The sequence below is a fragment of the Pseudoduganella sp. SL102 genome (assembly GCF_027856995.1).
In the GTDB taxonomy this organism is placed as follows: Bacteria; Pseudomonadota; Gammaproteobacteria; order Burkholderiales; family Burkholderiaceae_D; genus Rugamonas; species Rugamonas albidiflava.
In genome coordinates this window covers 6228013-6245278 of sequence record NZ_CP115554.1, presented here as the reverse complement: position 1 = coordinate 6245278, position 17266 = coordinate 6228013, and the positions used below count along the sequence as shown (strand labels likewise).

Genomic DNA, 17266 nt, shown 5'->3' with positions numbered 1-17266 from the left:
TCTCTGCCCCGTCGGGATTTGTTTCGCTACAGCAACAGCCAAAGCAACGAGCGGAGTCCACCATGCGCACAGGCGGTATCGACAGCAGCCAGATCCAGTCCATGATCGCCCAGCTGAAGGCGGCGGCAACGCGCCCGGAGGCGGCGGTGCCGGCCGTCCAGACCGAACAGCCGGCCGCCCGGGTCGATTTTTCCAATGCCCTGAAGGGTGCGCTCGATTCCGTGGCGGAAAGCCAGAACAAGGCGCAGGACATGTCGAAGCGGTTCCAGCTGGGCGACGACTCGGTGAACCTGTCCGATGTGATGATCCAGATGCAGAAAGCCAGCATCAACTTCCAGGCCACCGTGCAGGTGCGGAACAAGCTGGTGCAGGCTTATACGGACATCATGAACATGCAGGTGTAAGAAGAAAGATTAGGGACGGAGAATCAGGTCCGGCGATACGGTCTGTGCCCAATGCTATTAAGTTAAGCATCGTCCGGCACATTGAAGCGCATGCATTCACCCCAACGGCGAAGGGCTGGGGTCAGGGAGGAATGCTGGCATGCATGCCAGCATCGTTCCGCACGCGCGAAGCAGGCTTCGCGAAACCCCTGCTACACCCCGGCGGGTCTGACCCCAGCCGTTCGTCCTTGGGGGTTGCCGCAGACGGTCAGCCTAATCCGGCGATCCGCGCGTTGCGTTCCCGTTCCAGCTTGGTGATATAGCGCTGCACGGCGGCGGCCGCGCCGCGGCCCATGTCGATGAACTGGCAGCCGAGGCGCCGGTTGGGGTTGTTGTTCAGCAGCGTGATGTCGTGGCTGTTGCGGATCTGCAGGCCGGTGGTGATATTGCCCAGGTCCGGCAATTCGATGCGGCATTCCGCATAATCGCGCCCCATGGTGTCGCCCAGCACGAAGCGGTTGTCGAGGATGGCGATGCCGCCGACACTGATGTCGGCCAGCGGGAACACCGCCACGCCGCCGCCCAGCTCGGGCGGCATCGGGATCGTCACGCGCACCGGGTTCGTCAGCGGTGTCGCCATCCGGTAGTACTCGCGCCGTTGCAGCCGGATCAGGCTGGCGGGAACGGCCATTTTCAGCGCCGGCTTGCCGTCATGCAGCGATGCCTGCAATTGTTCGGTGCCGAAGAAGATGCGGATCTTGTCGAGCGATGTTTCAAAGGAGACATCGCCGGAGAGCAGGGCGCGCTCGTAATCAGGGTCGAGCGGCCGGTCGATCAGCACCGTGCCGGCATCGCCGTCGACATCCAGGATCGATGTGGTGTACACGGCGCCGCCGTCGCGTGCGGCCACGCGTACTTCCTGTTTCTTGTCGGAGATTGCGCGCAGCAGCGCAATGATTTCACGGCGCGATCCTACCTCGAAATCGTGCCAGTTTTCGGTATCCGTGTCCGGAATGAAGGGTTGCATCAGGGTTCGCCAGAGGTAGATGTGGAAGGGGGGAGGGCAGCTTCGGTATCGGGGGCGGGCGGTGGCGCCATGCCGGATTTTTTTGCTGCCTCGATATGATAAAGCCAGGCCAATAGTTCCGCAATGACACGGTAGAGCGTGGGCGGAATCTGCCGGTCGAGATCGATGTCCATCAGCAGCGACACCAGTTCCTTCGACTCGTGCACGTAGACCCCCGCTTCGGCCGCCACGGCGATGATCTGCTCGGCCACCAGCCCGCGCCCCTTGGCCACCACTTTCGGCGCCCCCGAGCCGTCGCGATAGGCGAGGGCGACCGCGCTCTGGAACGGGCGCTTCGGGCCTTCGTCACGGCGCATCGGTGTTCCCTTCCGCCGCTGGCGCGGCATCCGCCACATCTCCCGGGCTGGCGGCCGGGTCGGCTCCCGTGTCCGTGCCGGCAGCGCGTTCCGCCGCGATCGACAGCGACGACAAGGGCGCGCCGGCCGCGGCAAGCGCCTCCTGCAGCATGCCGGACCAGGCGCGCAGGTCGGTGGCCGTGTCGGCGGTGCCGGACTGCAGGGTCACGTGCACCTGGTCGCCGACCAGCGTGACGCTGGCCGCCACCTTGCCCAGCAGCGGCAGCGAAAAGCGCACGCCGCTGCGCCATACCGGCTGCCCCTCGGCCGGGTCTTCCTCCTGGCGGCCGCCGCGGGAACGGCCTTCGCCGCCTTCGCGTTCCACTTCCCACTGCATCGGCTGGCCCGGCCATGCCTCGCCATGCCACTGCACCTTGCCCTGTTCCTGCGCGTGCAGTTGCAGGTTGATCATCTGCGCGGCGGAGAGGTCGGGCCCGCCCATCGCGCGCGCCACCGCTTCGGAAGTCGCCTGCTGCGCCGTCATGCGCTGCATCTGCGGTTCGCGCGCCAGGTCCTGCAGGCTGCGCTTGCCTTCGGCCCATTCGGCCACGTGCGATTCATAGAACAGGCCGGAGTCGCCCAGCGCGTTTTTCAGGGCCGCTTCCACGCGCTCGGGATCGGGCGCGCCGGCCGCGGCCAGCGGGCCCTTGCCATGGATCGTCACCAGCGCGCCGGGCGGGGTGTAGGCCTGCGTCAGCGCGCTGGCGATGGCGCGCGCGGCGGGGCTCAGCGTGGCCTGGGCGGTGGTGTGATCGAGGGTGGGCAGCTGGTCGGCGGCGATCAGCGGCGCCTTGTTCAGCAATACCGCGGCCGAGCTCATCGGGCGGGCTTGCGTGCCGCTTGCGGCACCGGCGGCGGGTTGCTGGGCGCCGGACAACGAAGTCGCGGTGGCGGGAAGGGGAGTGGCGGTGGCGGGCTGGGATGGCGTGGCGGCGGGCGGCGTGTACACCGTGGCGGGCTGGGGCGGCGCGGTGCCGACCTGCAGCAGCGGCCGGGGCTGCGCGGCCACCACGTTCAGCGCGATCTGGGCGCCGACCGGCGTGCCGCCGGGCAGCATCATGCGGGCGTTGGTACCGGCCACCCGCACCAGGTAGCTGCCGTCGGGGATTTTCGCCAGCACTTCGGCGTCCTGGGTCTTGCCCACCATCTTCTCCAGCGTGCGCTGGAACGCGGCCTGCCGGGGATCGGCGACCGTCGGGCCACCGCCGGGTACCAGGGGCCGCAGCCCGGCAGAATCGAGCCGCGTCTGCACTGCTTGTGTTCTCCCGTTACCGTTCAGCTAACGCACGTTGCGGCCTAGACGCCGCCGTAGGCGTTGACCAGGCGCCGCTCGGTGCCGGTACTGTTGATGAGCCGCGACAGCTGCGCCATCCATGGCGTGATCAGGTCGCGCACCTTGCGGTCGTCGTCCAGCATCTGCTTGATCAGCGAAGCCTTGCGGGCGCGCTCTTCGCCTTCCAGCCGCACCATGCCCTCGTTGACCTTGAGCACGGCCACGTGCGCATTCATGCGCTGTTCCAGCTCTTGCAGGTGTTCCCAGTCGGAAGCGTTGGCGGCCGCCACCATCTGGCTGGTCAGTTCGCCCATCGCCGCATACACGCACAGCACGTCGTGATTGGTCATCGTCATCGTTCGGTTGTCCCGGAAACTGGTCATTGCTTGCGGTTGGCCACGGGGGCACCGCCGGCTTGCGCGGCGCCGCCATCCTCGCCGATCTGCTTCCACGTCTCGCGCAGGTCGGTCAGCAGGCCGCGCACCTCGTCCAGGATCTCGACCTGGTTCTGCAGGTTGGCGGTGAGCAGGCGCGCGCTCATGTATTCATACAGCGCATCGAGGTTCTTCGCGATCTCGCCGCCCACTTCCTTGTCCAGGCTGGCGCGCAGGCCATTGTCGATGATCTGGATCGCGTGCGAGATGGCCTTGCCTTTCGCTTCGATATTGCCGGACTTCATATGGTTGGTGGCATTGATCAAGGCGACCACGGCGCCGTCGTACAGCATCGTGATCAGCTTGTGCGGCGAGGCTGCCGCGATGCCGGTTTCCAGGCCGACCTTGGCGTAGGCATTGACGCCGCGTTGCGGGCTTCCGAACATGATGTTCTCCTTGTTCCTTGTTGCTCTTAGCTGTTGGCGGCCAGGGCCGACAACTGCTGGGTCAGGTAGTTGGACGTCGTCTGCATATTCGACAGCATGACATCCAGCGCGGCATATTGCTTGCGATAGCGGGCTTCGATGCCGGCCAGCTTGTCGGTGAAGGCGTCGCTCTGCTTCTGGACGCTCTTGATCGACTGGTTGATGCCGTCCGTGCGGCTGGCGATCTGGCCGGTCTTGCCCAGCATCGTGGTGGCCAGGTTGTTCAGCTGGTACGCGTAGCCCTGCGAGAAGCTGACAGTGCCGCGCGGGCCGGCCGTGCCGCCGCTGATCTCGATCTTCAGGCCTTCGACATCCGTGCCGGCCTTGCCCGTCATGGTTTGCCCCGAGCCGGTGACCGGATGCCCGCCAAGGGTGCCTTCCACGTCCAGTCCGGCCACCGCGGTGCTGCCGCTGAACAGGCTGTCGGTCGTGGTGCCGGTGCCAGCGGCCAGGGCGATGTTCGAGGTCGACCCGTACTTCGCCGAGGAGACGACGAGCTTGCCGTCGGCGTCGATCGATGCCGTCACGGAGTTGCCCGCGCTGGAGAACGCCGTGGTGCCGTTGATCGACGACTGCACCACCTTGGCCAATTCGGCTGGCGTGTAGGTGCCGGCCGGGATCGTGACCATGGCCATGTTCTTGCTGCTGCTGGGCGTGGTGTCGTTCAGCGTGACCGACCATGTGGTATTGGCCGCGATGGTGGTGCTGGCCGGTACCGCCGCACCGCTCGTCAGTGCGCCCTGGGTGGCCATCTGCGTGATTTCCAGGTCATACGTGCCGGGCTTGGTGGCGGAACTCGAACTGGTGAACGAGACCTGGTTGTCGGTGGTCTTGCCGACGGCGCCGAACAGCGTGCCGATATCGGCGAAATTGGTGTCGATCGCCTTCTGGAACTTGGTCGAATCGAGTGCCAGCGTGCCGTCCTTCGTGAAGCCGATGCCCACGTCGCTCAGGCTGCTGAATGCGCCTGAAATGCCGGTGATGTTCGAGGTCAGCATGCGCCGCATCTGCGACTGGATCGACTGGGCCGTGGAATCGCCCTGCAGCACGCCGGCCGACTTGGTATCGGCGTTATACCCCGTGAGCTTCTTCAGCGAGCCGGCCAGGTCGTTGTAGGCCTTGACGAATCCCTCGACGTTGGTCTTCACCTGCGATGTGTTGCGGCTGACGGCCAGCGTGCTGTCGCCGGTTTGCGTGACGGTCAGGCTCACCCCCTGGATCGCCTCGCTCACATTGTTCGACTTGCTGGTGACGGCAATGCCGTTCACGGTCAGCTTGGTATCCTGCGCGGCGGAGGTCTGCGTCATCTTCTGCGTGCCGGACGGATCGTAGCCCAGCAGGTCGGCCAGCGCGGCATCGGGCGGATCGGTTTCCGTGCCGGACAGCGAGATCTTCATCGACGAGTTGGCGCCGGTGGCATTCGACGTGAACACCAGGTGATACGGCGTGCTGCTGCCATCCGACACGATGGTGGCCGTCACGCCGAGACCGGCCTTGTTGACGGCATCGCGGATGCCTTCCAGCGAATTGTTGGTCGAATCGATCGTGACCGTGCCGGATGCCACGTTGGCGTCCTGCGTGAAGGCGCCGCCGAGATAGGCGCCGCCCGTGCCCGCCGTGAGCCCCGCCGCGGCAGGGTTGCTGCCGGCGATGGTGATCGGGCTGGCGTTCGCGGCGTTCAGGGCGACGGTGCTGGTGGCGGTGGCGCTGAAGCCGGCGTTCACGGCATTGTCGGCATTGCCGATGCCGCCCATGACGTCGCCCGTCACGACTTCCTCGATTTCCAGGTTGGCACCGTCGGCGCGCGTGAATACCAGGTCGCCGCCTGCCGCCGTGCCCGTGAAGCTGATGCCGGCGTTCGTCAGCGCTGTCAACTCGGTGCTCGGCCCGGCCAGGGTGGCATCGAGCGATGCCGCCGAGATGCCGCTGGCGTCCGCGCCCAGCGCGGCGATTTCAACACCGCCGACCTTCAGCGCATAGGTTCCGGTCGCGGTAGACACGTCGCCGAAGGTACTGAACAGCGTGCCGTCCGTGGTGGCAGGCGTGGCCGTGGCGGTCACGCCGGTGGTGGTGCTTTTCGCATTGATGGCTTCGGCCAGCGCGCGGGCGCTGGTGGTGGTGCTGTCGGTGGCGATCGCGGTGCCGTTGATCGTCAGCGAACCGTTGCTGATGCCGTTGGTGGCGACACTGCTGCCAAGTCCGGTGCCGGCCAGGCCGAAGCCGCCGCTGACGCTGCCGAACTGGAACGACAGCGTGGTCTTGCCACCGAGGCCGATCGCGGACTTGTTGCTGGCGATGCCCGGTGTCGTCAGCGTCTGCGCCTGGGCCAGCTGCGTGACACTGACCTTGTAATTGCCGGCCACGGCTTTCGACGTTGCCGAGGCCGTCAGGATATCGGGTTTGCTCGGCGTGGCGCTGAGCGCGTTGAAGTCGGCCGCCTTGGTCAGCGCGCCAAGCGAGGACTGGAACACGCCGATGGCGCCTGACAGCGAACCATAGGCGGACAGCGACGCCTGGTAGGACGCCTGCTTTTGCTGGAACTTGGCCAGCGGCTGTTGTTCGACAGCCATCAGCTGGGAAACGATGCTGCTGACGTCTAGTACGCCGCCGGATGCGGTGATAGTTGCCACGGCTGTGCTCCTGAGAAAGCGATAATGTATTTTATTATCGGCAGAATCAAACGAGACTTGAGAGGGGGAAAGAACGCCCAGTTCGGGTGATGAGCCCGATGGTAGCGCAAAGAGAACGGGGCCGACGCCCGGGTTGGGGCGCCGGCCCCGCATACGGGCCACGGTGAGGACCGCGGGCGGTCAGGCTTGTTGGCGGATCAGCACGCCGAAAGCCTTGTCGAGCGACTTGGCGATTTCGAGGGCTTCCTTGGTGGGCAGCTGCCGCACGACTTCCTTTGTTTCGGTGTCGATGACCTTGACGATGGTGCGCTTGCTTTCTTCATCGATCGAGAACTCGATGTTTTGCGCGTGTACCGAAGCATTGAGCTTGCCAACGGCTTCCTTCAATTCGTCGGTCGGCGCGCCGGTTGCCGGATCGATGCCGGCTTGCACGGCGGGGTCGGCCGCTTCCGTTGCGTTGGTAGCCAAGGCAGCCGGCGGGGTTGCCGCGGCTGGGCGGCTGGTGTTCGGCTGCGCGCCCTGTGCAGGGTAGCCCCGGTCCAGCCTGGGAGCCGAGTTGATGCCGAGCGGGTCGATTGTCATGATGGATTCCTGAATGCGAAAAATTCCCCGACTGGATGAGACCAGGCGGGGAACCGAGTGCGGAATGAACCAGCCTGCGAACCGGCATGCAGGGCGTTTGCCGGTTCACATTGCGGATCGATTACGCAGCGGATTAACGCAGCAGGCTCATCACGCCGTTCGGCAGCGAGTTCGCCTGGGCCAGCATGGCGGTACCGGCCTGCTGCAGGATCTGGCCGCGGGTCATTGCGGCCGTTTCCGATGCGAAGTCGGTATCGACGATGCGGCTGCGCGAAGCCGACAGGTTCTCGGACGTCGTCGACAGGTTCGAGATCGTCGACGAGAAGCGCGACTGCAGTGCACCGTATTCGGCGCGCTGGCTGTTGACCGTCGACAGTGCCGCGTCGGCGATCTTGATGGCCAGCTGGGCGCCTTCGAACGACGTCACGTCCAGGCCGGCCACCGAGTTCAGCGTCGACGAACCGCCGTTGCCGCCACCCAGGTTCAGGCCGGTAGTGCTGTCCTCGACCGAGAAGCTCTGTGCCGAGTCCATCGTGATGCGGCCATTGACCACGCCTTCGGTCACGCCGGTGGTCGCGGTGTTCATGTCGCCATCGGCCTGGTAGGTCGCCAGGTCCATGTTTTCCGAACTGTTGGTGATCGCAATATCGTTGCCGCTGGCGTGGGTCAGCTTGATGCCGCCGTTTTCCTGGTCGTACTGTGCGGTGATGCCGGTGCTGGCCGATTGCGCATTGATGGCGCTGATGCCCGATGCATAGTCGCTGGCCGAGGTGCCGGAGCCGGTCGTGAACGAAATCGTCTTCGCGGTGCCGTTGTCACCTTTCAGGTCGAACGAATACGCCGTGCCGGAGGCCAGCGTCATGTTGACGTCGGTGCGGGCCGAGGCGGTCACGCCGGTGTCGCCGGTTTGCTTGTTGATCTTTTCCGCGATGCTTTTCGCGGTGTCGCCCACCACCGGAGGCGTGGCGGCGGCATCGGTGACGACGGTATCGACCGTGGCCGAACCGCGTGCGCCGTTGATGGTCAGCGAGCCGGCGGTGATGTTGGTGGCATTGCCCACGGTGGCGATCTGGTCATCGGCAACGCGGTTATTGCCATAGGTGCTGGTCAGGAAGTTCGCACCGTTGGCCGAGATCAGCTGGTTGGCATCGGCGCCAACCTGGAAGTTCGCGGTACCCATCGTGCCGTCCAGCAGCGACTGGCCGTTGAACGTGGTGGTTTGCGCGATACGGTTCAGTTCCGAGGAAAGCTGGCCGACTTCGGTCTGCAGGGCCTGGCGGTCGCTCGACGAGTTGGTGCTGTTCGACGATTGCACGGCCAGTTCACGAATACGCTGCAGGATGTCGCCGGAAGAGGACAGGGCGCCTTCAGCGGTTTGCGTCATCGACACGCCATCGTTGGCGTTACGGGTCGCTTGCGTCATGCCGCGAATCTGGGAATTCATCCGGTCAGAAATTGCCAGGCCAGCAGCGTCGTCCTTTGCGCTGTTGATGCGCAGGCCGGAGGACAGGCGTTGCAGCGAGGTGGACAGTGCGGATTGCGACTGGCTCAGGTTACGCTGCGAGTTAAGGGATGCGACGTTGGTGTTGATTGGGGAAGCCATAGTATTACTCCAGACAGATACTTCGATTCGGCATTTGCTCGTTCACTTTGGCCCGCCCCCGTGTTCTGGGGCGATCAAGCCGCTGTTGTATCTGGTTACGGTTTCCGTGTGGAATCCTTTAGGGATTTGCGGAAGTATTTTTTGCCTTGTGGATTTATTTTACTTTTGACACGGGAGGAGGTTCGCTCGCCGCAAGGCAGGCTTGCAGCGCCTCGGGATGAGGCACGAAGGATTCTTCGCGGCCGGGGAAACCGCGCAAAAATCCCCGGCTGGCGGCCCAGTCCGGGGATTTTTTACTGTTCAGGCAGCGGGGGCTGCCGGTCATGCCGATGAATTAACGCAGCAGGCTCATCACGCCGTTCGGCAGCTGGTTTGCCTGGGCCAGCATGGCGGTACCGGCCTGCTGCAGGATCTGGCCGCGGGTCATGCTCGCGGTTTCCGCCGCGAAGTCGGTATCGACGATACGGCTCTTCGATGCCGACAGGTTTTCCGACGTCGTCGACAGGTTGGCGATCGTCGAAGCGAAACGCGACTGCAGTGCACCGTAGTCGGCACGCTGGCTGTTCACCGTTGCCAGTGCCGCGTCGGCGATCTTGATCGCCAGCTGGGCGCCTTCGAACGAGGTGACATCCAGGCCGGCCACCGAATTGAGCGTCGACGAACCGTTGTTGGCGGTACCCAGGCCCAGGCCCGAGCCACCGTCTTCGATCGAGAAGCTTTGCGGCGAATCCATCGTGATACGGCCATTGACCACGCCTTCGGTCACGCCGGCCGTCGCGGTGTTCATGTCGCCGTTGGCCTGGTAGGTGGCCAGGTCCATGTTCTGCGAGCTGTTGGTGATCGCGATGTCGGCGCCGCTGGCGTGGGTCAGCTTGATGCCGCCGTTTTCCTGGTCGTACTGCGCGGTGATGCCGGTACTTGCCGATTGCGCATTGATGGCGCTGATGCCCGATGCATAGTCGCTGGCCGAGGTGCCGGCGCCGGTGGTGAACGAAATCGTCTTCGCGGTGCCGTTGTCGCCTTGCAGGTCGAACGAATATGCGGTGCCCGAGGTCAGCGTCATGTTGACGTCGGTACGGGCGGTAGCGGTCACGCCGGTGTCGCCGGTCTGCTTGTTGATCTTGTCGGCGATGGTTTTCGCGGTATCGCCGATCACCGGCGGCACGGCGGCAGCGTCGGCCACCACGGTATCGACATCGGCCGAGCCGCGTGCACCATTGATGGTCACGGTGCCGGCGGTGATGTTCGAGGCATTCGTCACGGTGGCGAGCTGGTCGTCGGCCACGCGGTTGTTGCCATAGGTGCTGGTCAGGAAGTTCGCGCCACTGGCCGAGATCAGCTGGTTGGCATCGGCGCCGACCTGGAAGTTCGCGGTACCCATCGTGCCGTCCAGCAGCGACTGGCCGTTGAAGGTGGTGGTTTGCGCAATACGGTTCAGTTCCGAGGACAGCTGGCCGACTTCGGTCTGCAGGGCCTGGCGGTCGGAAGCCGAGTTGGTGCTGTTCGACGATTGCACGGCCAGTTCGCGGATACGCTGCAGGATATCGCCGGACGAGGACAGGGCACCTTCGGCAGTCTGGGCCAGCGACACGCCATCGTTCGCGTTGCGGGTCGCCTGGTTCATGCCGCGGATCTGGGAATTCATGCGGTCCGAAATCGCCAGGCCGGCAGCGTCGTCTTTCGCGCTGTTGATGCGCAGGCCGGAAGACAGGCGTTGCAGGGACGTCGACAGGGCGCCTTGCGAGCCCGTCAGGTTACGTTGCGAATTCAGGGACGAGATGTTGGTGTTGATGACCGATGCCATGGTGACTCTCCAGACGGTGCTGCTGTTTGGGCAATTTGCTCGGTAACTTTGGCCCGCCACGCTGTTCTTGTGACGATCAAGCCGCTGTTGTTCCAGGTAACGGTATCCGTGCGGAAAGCTTTAGGGCGTTTCATAGGGAAATTTGCGCGGCTGGGGGCTAAAGTCCCGTGCCGACGGCGCGCTAAATCGACCGTGTCGGGCCAACCTTTAGGGAGAATAAAGGGGTTTTTCTCCTTCATTTCATCGCTTTGACGGGCAAAAAAAATCCCCGGGAAGCCGGGGATGAAGAGGTAATCTTGCCGTTTGTGCCTGATCTGATACTTGTTCCGATCGATCCTTGTTTCTATTAACGCAGCAGGCTCATCACGCCGTTCGGCAGCTGGTTCGCCTGGGCCAGCATGGCGGTACCGGCCTGCTGCAGGATCTGGCCGCGGGTCATGCTTGCGGTTTCCGCCGCGAAGTCGGTATCGACGATACGGCTCTTCGATGCCGACAGGTTTTCCGACGTCGTCGACAGGTTGGCGATCGTCGAAGCGAAACGCGATTGCAGTGCGCCGTAGTCGGCGCGCTGGCTGTTCACCGTTGCCAGTGCCGCGTCGGCGATCTTGATCGCCAGCTGGGCGCCTTCGAACGAGGTGACATCCAGGCCGGCCACCGAATTGAGCGTCGACGAACCGTTGTTGGCGGTACCCAGGCCCAGGCCCGAGCCACCGTCTTCGATCGAGAAGCTCTGCGGCGAATCCATCGTGATACGGCCATTGACCACGCCTTCGGTCACGCCGGCCGTCGCGGTGTTCATGTCGCCGTTGGCCTGGTAGGTGGCCAGGTCCATGTTCTGCGAGCTGTTGGTGATCGCGATGTCGGCGCCGCTGGCGTGGGTCAGCTTGATGCCGCCGTTTTCCTGGTCGTACTGCGCGGTGATGCCGGTGCTGGCCGATTGCGCATTGATGGCGCTGATGCCCGATGCATAGTCGCTGGCCGAGGTACCGGCGCCGGTAGTGAACGAAATCGTCTTCGCGGTGCCGTTGTCGCCTTGCAGGTCGAACGAATATGCGGTGCCCGAGGTCAGCGTCATGTTGACGTCGGTACGGGCGGTGGCGGTCACGCCGGTGTCGCCGGTCTGCTTGTTGATCTTGTCGGCGATGGTTTTCGCGGTATCGCCGATCACCGGCGGCACGGCGGCAGCGTCGGCCACCACGGTATCGACATCGGCCGAGCCGCGTGCACCATTGATGGTCACGGTGCCGGCGGTGATGTTCGAGGCATTCGTCACGGTGGCGAGCTGGTCGTCGGCCACGCGGTTGTTGCCATAGGTGCTGGTCAGGAAGTTCGCGCCACTGGCCGAGATCAGCTGGTTGGCATCGGCGCCGACCTGGAAGTTCGCGGTACCCATCGTGCCGTCCAGCAGCGACTGGCCGTTGAAGGTGGTGGTTTGCGCAATACGGTTCAGTTCCGAGGACAGCTGGCCGACTTCGGTCTGCAGGGCCTGGCGGTCGGAAGCCGAGTTGGTGCTGTTCGACGATTGCACGGCCAGTTCGCGGATGCGCTGCAGGATATCGCCGGACGAGGACAGGGCACCTTCGGCAGTCTGGGCCAGCGACACGCCATCGTTCGCGTTGCGGGTCGCCTGGTTCATGCCGCGGATCTGGGAATTCATGCGGTCCGAAATCGCCAGGCCGGCAGCGTCGTCTTTCGCGCTGTTGATGCGCAGGCCGGAAGACAGGCGTTGCAGGGACGTCGACAGGGCGCCTTGCGAGCCCGTCAGGTTACGTTGCGAATTCAGGGACGAGATGTTGGTGTTGATGACCGATGCCATGGTGACTCTCCAGACGGTGCTGCTGTTTGGGCAATTTGCTCGGTAACTTTGGCCCGCCACGCTGTTCTTGTGACGATCAAGCCGCTGTTGTTTCAGGTAACGGTATCCGTGCGGAAAGCTTTAGGCTTTTTCTGCGGAGAATCGAATTTTTTTTGAAGAAATAAGAGGGCAATGCATACTGTTGAGCAGGAATTGGCCGATCTTGCTGACCAAAGAAAAAGCCCGGCAGGGCCGGGCTCATCAGTAAAACTCATCAGTAAGTGCGCCACGGCAGCAGGAAAACCCTCACTCCGCCACGACAACCCTGTTCTTGCCGGTTTTCTTGGCCGTGTACATGGCCGCGTCGGCGCGCCTGACGAGCGCGGCCTGGTCTTCGCCCTGCCGGCGCAGCGCCACGCCGGCGGAAAACGTGATCAGCAGCTTTTCGTTTTCATGCATGAAGAAATGCCGGGTGAGGTCGCGCTGCAGCCGGGTCATGGTGGCAACGGCCGCGTCGACCGTGGTTTCCGGCAGCATGATGAGGAATTCCTCGCCGCCGAAGCGGGCGATCACATCCATCGAGCGCAGCGTTTCCTTGACCACCTTGACCAGGTGCTTCAGGGCGCTGTCACCGGCAATGTGGCCATAGGTATCGTTGAGCTTCTTGAAATCGTCCAGGTCCAGCACGGCGATGCACAGCGGCGTGCCGCGCCGATCCGCGCGGGCTGTTTCGCGCTCGAACACGTCGTCCAGGCCGCGGCGGTTCAGGCTGCCCGTGAGGCTGTCTTCACGCACCAGCTCGCTCATATGCTGCAACTGGGTTTCCAGCGCCTTGATGCGCTCTTCCGCATCTTGCACTTCCTGCCGTGCGCTGACCATGTTGTCGCGCGCCTGCAGGGCTTCGTTCTGCACCACGCGGGTTTCGTGCAGCACTTCGTCGAGGATCGAGTTCAGCTCGGTAATGTCGTTGGCGTGGCTGATCTTTTCCGAATACGCGCCGATCTTCTGGTGGAAGTCGCCGGTCGACGCGGCGACCTGGCCGAGCCGGTCGATGAACGTCATGACCATGTTCTTCACGGTGGCCTTGACGTCCGCCACGCTGTGCTTGAGCTGGCTTTGCTTGTAGATCACGTCCTTCAGGCTGCGGGTGGCCGCTTCCAGCGCGCGCGGGTCGAGCGGGCCGGCGATCAGCGCCTGCACGGTATCGACCTGACCGCGCAGCCAGGAATCGTCATCGAGCAGTTCGCTGACGTTTTCCAGCAGCAGCCGGAACAGCCGCAACAGCAATTCCTGCTGTTCCGCCGTGTCGCCATGCTTGAGTTCGATCTGGTAGCACAGCTGCTTGAGCCGCACGGCGATCTCGGACAGGTCGGCCTCGGTATGCGCTTCCTTGGTGGCGGCGCCCAGGGCCTCGGCTTCCGCCGCCATGACCGGCGCGCCGGACAGGAGCGAGGCCACCGCCAGGGTCAGCGTGCGGCTGAGCAGGTCGCGCAGCAGCCGCGTTTGCTCGCCGTCGGCCATCGGCGCCAGTTCGATTCCGCCCTTTTTCATCGGCAGCTCGGCCAGTTGCGACAGCGCCGTGGCATACGCATCCCAGTCGCGGGTTTTCACGGCGCGGTTGAAGTGGCGGCCGAAGTCGGCCAGCTCGCCGGAAGCCTGCTCGGACATGCGCGCGGCAAAGCGGTTCAGGACGTTTTCGGGGCCCGGGTCGGCAGGGACCGCCACCACGGGTGGCGGCGCGGGGATGCCGGCGATTTCATTGTAGATGTCCCGATACGCGTCCGGCGTGGGCGCGATGCGGCGCACCGCCAGGCGGCGAAAGGCCTCTCGCGCGATTTCGGCCGGGTTCTGGTCCGCCTGACCTGGGGGTTTGCTCGACATCTGGCTTGCAGCCTTTACAAAGGATTACCGATAGCCTGTATGTTACGGCAACGAAGGCTAAGCCGAAGCACGGAGTAGCGAGGCATATTTCCTTTATTTTCGGAACCAGAAGTTGCCAAACCTTATCCATCCCGGAGATTGATCGACCAAGCCGGCAGTCGAGCCAGCGATGATCGAGCCGTCAGCGATCGAGCCGCCAATGATCGAGCCGCCAATGATCGAACCGTCAACGATCGACCCGCAGCGATCGAGCCGTCAATCCGATCAGCTCTCGATTCGATTGCACCGTCAATCGATCAAGCCATTCCTGATCGCATAGTGCGTCAGTTCCGCACTGTTCTTCAATTTCATCTTGACCAGCAGCCGCGCCCGGTATTCGCTGACGGTCTTCACCGACAGCGACAATTCCTTGGCGATGGCTCCCACTGTCAATCCCGAGGCGATCAGCGTCAGGGTCTGGTATTCGCGGTCGGACAGCGTTTCATGTGGTGCCGCTTCGTGATCCTCGCCCACGTGGTTGGCTAGTTCCTGGGCCAGCGCGGGACTGATGTATTTTAACCCGCCAGCGACTTGCCTGATCGCAGTGACAAGTTCCTTCGGTGCGCTCTGCTTGGTGAGGTAGCCGGCCGCGCCGGCTTTCAGCGAGCGGATCGCGTACTGGTCTTCGCGGTGCATCGACAGCATCAGCACCGCCAGCTCGGGCTTTTCCTTCTTGATCTGTTTCAGCACCTCGATACCGCTGCGGTCGGGCATCGAGATATCGAGCAGCACCACGTGGCACCCGGATTTGCGGAACAGGCGCAGCGCATCGCTGCCGTTTTCCGCCTCGCCGGAGACCACGATGTCGCGGGTATCGGCCAGGATCTGCTTCAGCCCCTCGCGCACGATCGCGTGATCGTCGGCGATGAAAACCTTGATGGCTGCCTTGTCGCTCATGGTACGTCCTGTTTGGTGATTGCAGGCCGAATTGTAGCCGCTTCCAGGCCGTCGCCCGGGGAGGCGCGCCGGATGCGGATCGCGACCACGGTGCCGCCGCCCGGCGCATGGGACAGGCTGAGCGTGCCGCCCAGTGCCCGCGCCCGCTCGGCCATGCCGCGCAGGCCGAACGAGCCGGGCTTGGCGCGATCGGTGGCGCGGATGCCGCGGCCGTTGTCCGTGATCTTCACGCCGACATGCTGCCGGGTACTCTGCAGGCGCACCGCCACGCTGGACGCCTGGGCGTGCTTGGCGATATTGGTCAGCGCTTCCTGCACGATACGGAACAGCGCGGTGGCCTGGTCCGAATCGAGCTTCACGTCCTTTTCGTTGGACTGGAAGCTGCACGCCAGGCCAGCCTGCGCGGCGAATTCCTTGACTTGCCACTCCAGCGCGGGCACCAGGCCGAAGTCGAGGATGGAGGGGCGCAGGTCGAGTGTGATGCGGTGCACCGCATCGATGGTGCGGTCGGCCAGCTCGTCGACATAGGCCGCCTTCTGCGCCAGCACCGGGTCGCCGTCGGGCAAGCGAGCGGCCAGCATCGCCAGCGCCATCTTGATGGCGGTGAGGTTGCCGCCCAGGTCGTCATGGATCTCGCGCGCGATGCGCGTGCGTTCCTGCTCCTTGACCTTCTCGATGTGCGCGGTCAGCTCGGCGAGCCGGGCCCGGCTGGCACGCACTTCCATCTGCTCCAGCTTGCTTTCGGTGATGTTGGTCATGATGCCTTCCCACTGCACCGCGCCACCCGGCAGCACGTGCGGCGTGGCGCGCAGGTTGATCCACTTGACGTCCTTCCACGCCTCGATCCAGATACGGCCTTCCCAGTTCCAGCTCCACAGCGTCGCCGCGGACGATGTCATCGAGTCCAGGTACGACTGGCGGTCTTCCGGCAGCACGAGGTGGGCGAAGCGGTCCGGTTCCGCCGCCAGTTCGGCCGCCGGCATGCCGAGCAGCGCCTGGCAGCCTTCGCTCAGGTAGGGGAAGGACACCCGGCCATCCGGCTCGCGGCGGAACTGGTAGACCAGGCCGGGCGAATGCGCCACGATGGCGTCGAAACGCGACTGCACCTGCTGCAGCGCTTCGGCGGCGCTGTCGTCCTCGGCGATTGCCAGCACGCAGTCGCGCTCGCCGTGCCGGACATGGGCCAGGCGCAGCGTCACCCGGCAGGGCGTGCCATCGGCGCGCGCCAGCACGGTGTGGAGGAGGGCGCCGCCGCCCAGGGCCGCGTCGAACTGGTCGCGGGGCAGCAAGGGCACGATGGCAGCGAAATCGCCTCCCGCGCCAGCGCCCGACAGCCGGGCGGCCGCGGGATTGGCGTCGAGGAGGTGCAGCGTGTGCGGATCGATCAGGAAGAGCTGGGAACGGGTGGCTTGCCAGACGGCGTCGTGGCAGGAATGGGCAATGCGCATAAATGTGTACAATCGTTCCGTATTAGCAGGATGATACGTGAAACGCCACTCCCCATGAACAAAGCTTTTGTGAAAGAAACCGAGCAGGACGATGACGACGACGTCCAGCTGGCGCCGCCGATTCCTGCCGGCGCCAAGAACTACATCACGCCCGCCGGCTACCGCCGCATCAAGGATGAACTGCTGCAGCTGATCGACGTCGAGCGGCCCGAGGTGGTGAAGGTGGTGCACTGGGCCGCCTCGAACGGCGACCGCTCCGAGAACGGCGACTACATCTACGGCAAGCGGCGCCTGCGCGAGATCGACCGCCGTATCCGTTTCCTGACCAAGCGGCTCGACCTGGCCGAAGTGGTGGACCCGAGCGTGCACCACGGCAGCGACCAGATCTTCTTCGGCGCGACCGTCACCTACAGCAACCAGGATGGTGTCGAAAACACCATCACGATCGTCGGCATCGACGAATTCGACCCGCTGAAGGGCAAGGTCAGCTGGATTTCCCCCATCGCCCGCACGATCACCAAGGCGCGCGAGGGCGACACCGTCACACTGCATACGCCGACCGGGGTGGAGGAGCTGGAGATACTGGAAGTGAGCTATCCGGCGGCTGCGGAGTAGCCTGAGGCGAGCTCTTTTCTTGCGCTCGCACAGTT

Annotated in this window: 16 protein-coding genes; 2 read left to right on the top strand and 14 right to left on the bottom strand. The window is 64.3% G+C overall.

Features of this window, described 5'->3' with window-relative positions:
- Window positions 1-62 precede the first annotated feature (62 nt).
- Window positions 63-404: a flagellar hook-basal body complex protein FliE gene (fliE, locus tag OU994_RS26430; RefSeq protein ID WP_281608343.1), complete on the top strand. Its 342-nt coding sequence runs from the start codon at window positions 63-65 to the stop codon at window positions 402-404.
- Window positions 405-651: 247 nt separating this feature from the next.
- Here fliE and OU994_RS26425 read toward each other — a convergent pair whose 3' ends face one another.
- From OU994_RS26425 to OU994_RS26360, 14 genes are all read right to left on the bottom strand, one after another.
- Window positions 652-1410: a flagellar brake protein gene (locus tag OU994_RS26425; protein ID WP_131144347.1), complete on the bottom strand. Its 759-nt coding sequence runs from the start codon at window positions 1408-1410 to the stop codon at window positions 652-654.
- Window positions 1410-1766, bottom strand: a complete 357-nt coding sequence (locus OU994_RS26420) for an EscU/YscU/HrcU family type III secretion system export apparatus switch protein (protein ID WP_281608342.1) — start codon at window positions 1764-1766, stop codon at window positions 1410-1412. The genes OU994_RS26425 and OU994_RS26420 overlap by 1 nt, the downstream gene beginning before the upstream one ends.
- On the bottom strand, window positions 1756-3057 hold the full coding sequence (locus OU994_RS26415; protein ID WP_281608341.1) for a flagellar hook-length control protein FliK: 1302 nt from the start codon (window positions 3055-3057) through the stop codon (window positions 1756-1758). The genes OU994_RS26420 and OU994_RS26415 overlap by 11 nt, the downstream gene beginning before the upstream one ends.
- Window positions 3058-3101: 44 nt before the next feature.
- Complete coding sequence (locus tag OU994_RS26410) at window positions 3102-3434, bottom strand: flagellar protein FliT (protein ID WP_229420702.1); 333 nt, start codon at window positions 3432-3434, stop codon at window positions 3102-3104.
- A 23-nt stretch (window positions 3435-3457) separates the two neighbouring features.
- Window positions 3458-3898, bottom strand: a complete 441-nt coding sequence (gene fliS / locus OU994_RS26405) for a flagellar export chaperone FliS (RefSeq protein WP_131144350.1) — start codon at window positions 3896-3898, stop codon at window positions 3458-3460.
- A gap of 26 nt (window positions 3899-3924) precedes the next feature.
- Complete coding sequence (fliD, locus tag OU994_RS26400; RefSeq protein ID WP_281608340.1) at window positions 3925-6567, bottom strand: flagellar filament capping protein FliD; 2643 nt, start codon at window positions 6565-6567, stop codon at window positions 3925-3927.
- A 180-nt stretch (window positions 6568-6747) separates the two neighbouring features.
- Entirely contained in the window at window positions 6748-7149 is a 402-nt protein-coding gene (locus OU994_RS26395) for a flagellar protein FlaG (RefSeq protein ID WP_281608339.1), read from the bottom strand.
- 133 nt (window positions 7150-7282) lie between these two features.
- Window positions 7283-8752 carry a flagellin gene (locus OU994_RS26390; RefSeq protein ID WP_281608338.1) on the bottom strand — a complete coding sequence of 490 codons (1470 nt, stop codon included), beginning with the start codon at window positions 8750-8752 and terminating at the stop codon, window positions 7283-7285.
- A gap of 334 nt (window positions 8753-9086) precedes the next feature.
- Window positions 9087-10556, bottom strand: coding sequence for a flagellin (locus tag OU994_RS26385; RefSeq protein ID WP_281608337.1), 1470 nt, complete (start codon window positions 10554-10556; stop codon window positions 9087-9089).
- A gap of 346 nt (window positions 10557-10902) precedes the next feature.
- Window positions 10903-12372: a flagellin gene (locus tag OU994_RS26380; protein WP_281608337.1), complete on the bottom strand. Its 1470-nt coding sequence runs from the start codon at window positions 12370-12372 to the stop codon at window positions 10903-10905.
- 76 nt (window positions 12373-12448) lie between these two features.
- Window positions 12449-12613, bottom strand: a complete 165-nt coding sequence (locus tag OU994_RS26375; RefSeq protein ID WP_281608336.1) for a hypothetical protein — start codon at window positions 12611-12613, stop codon at window positions 12449-12451.
- Window positions 12614-12657: 44 nt separating this feature from the next.
- On the bottom strand, window positions 12658-14232 hold the full coding sequence (locus OU994_RS26370; RefSeq protein WP_281608335.1) for a GGDEF domain-containing protein: 1575 nt from the start codon (window positions 14230-14232) through the stop codon (window positions 12658-12660).
- Window positions 14233-14520: 288 nt separating this feature from the next.
- On the bottom strand, window positions 14521-15168 hold the full coding sequence (locus OU994_RS26365) for a response regulator transcription factor (protein ID WP_131144356.1): 648 nt from the start codon (window positions 15166-15168) through the stop codon (window positions 14521-14523).
- Window positions 15165-16616 carry a sensor histidine kinase gene (locus OU994_RS26360; protein WP_281608334.1) on the bottom strand — a complete coding sequence of 484 codons (1452 nt, stop codon included), beginning with the start codon at window positions 16614-16616 and terminating at the stop codon, window positions 15165-15167. The genes OU994_RS26365 and OU994_RS26360 overlap by 4 nt, the downstream gene beginning before the upstream one ends.
- Before the next feature lie 54 nt (window positions 16617-16670).
- On the opposite strand from OU994_RS26360, the gene greB reads away from it, so the two are divergent.
- Complete coding sequence (gene greB / locus OU994_RS26355) at window positions 16671-17231, top strand: transcription elongation factor GreB (protein WP_131144358.1); 561 nt, start codon at window positions 16671-16673, stop codon at window positions 17229-17231.
- Window positions 17232-17266 lie beyond the last annotated feature (35 nt).

Bases quoted from the DNA above. Each gene is read 5' to 3' on its own strand.
- fliE (WP_281608343.1), top strand. From the start codon at position 63: ATGCGCACAGGCGGTATCGACAGCAGCCAGATCCAGTCCATGATCGCC.
- OU994_RS26425 (WP_131144347.1), bottom strand. From the start codon at position 1,410: ATGCAACCCTTCATTCCGGACACGGATACCGAAAACTGGCACGATTTC.
- OU994_RS26420 (WP_281608342.1), bottom strand. From the start codon at position 1,766: ATGCGCCGTGACGAAGGCCCGAAGCGCCCGTTCCAGAGCGCGGTCGCC.
- OU994_RS26410 (WP_229420702.1), bottom strand. From the start codon at position 3,434: ATGACGATGACCAATCACGACGTGCTGTGCGTGTATGCGGCGATGGGC.
- fliS (WP_131144350.1), bottom strand. From the start codon at position 3,898: ATGTTCGGAAGCCCGCAACGCGGCGTCAATGCCTACGCCAAGGTCGGC.
- OU994_RS26395 (WP_281608339.1), bottom strand. From the start codon at position 7,149: ATGACAATCGACCCGCTCGGCATCAACTCGGCTCCCAGGCTGGACCGG.
- OU994_RS26390 (WP_281608338.1), bottom strand. From the start codon at position 8,752: ATGGCTTCCCCAATCAACACCAACGTCGCATCCCTTAACTCGCAGCGT.
- OU994_RS26385 (WP_281608337.1), bottom strand. From the start codon at position 10,556: ATGGCATCGGTCATCAACACCAACATCTCGTCCCTGAATTCGCAACGT.
- OU994_RS26380 (WP_281608337.1), bottom strand. From the start codon at position 12,372: ATGGCATCGGTCATCAACACCAACATCTCGTCCCTGAATTCGCAACGT.
- OU994_RS26375 (WP_281608336.1), bottom strand. From the start codon at position 12,613: ATGAGCCCGGCCCTGCCGGGCTTTTTCTTTGGTCAGCAAGATCGGCCA.
- OU994_RS26370 (WP_281608335.1), bottom strand. From the start codon at position 14,232: ATGTCGAGCAAACCCCCAGGTCAGGCGGACCAGAACCCGGCCGAAATC.
- OU994_RS26365 (WP_131144356.1), bottom strand. From the start codon at position 15,168: ATGAGCGACAAGGCAGCCATCAAGGTTTTCATCGCCGACGATCACGCG.
- OU994_RS26360 (WP_281608334.1), bottom strand. From the start codon at position 16,616: ATGCGCATTGCCCATTCCTGCCACGACGCCGTCTGGCAAGCCACCCGT.
- greB (WP_131144358.1), top strand. From the start codon at position 16,671: ATGAACAAAGCTTTTGTGAAAGAAACCGAGCAGGACGATGACGACGAC.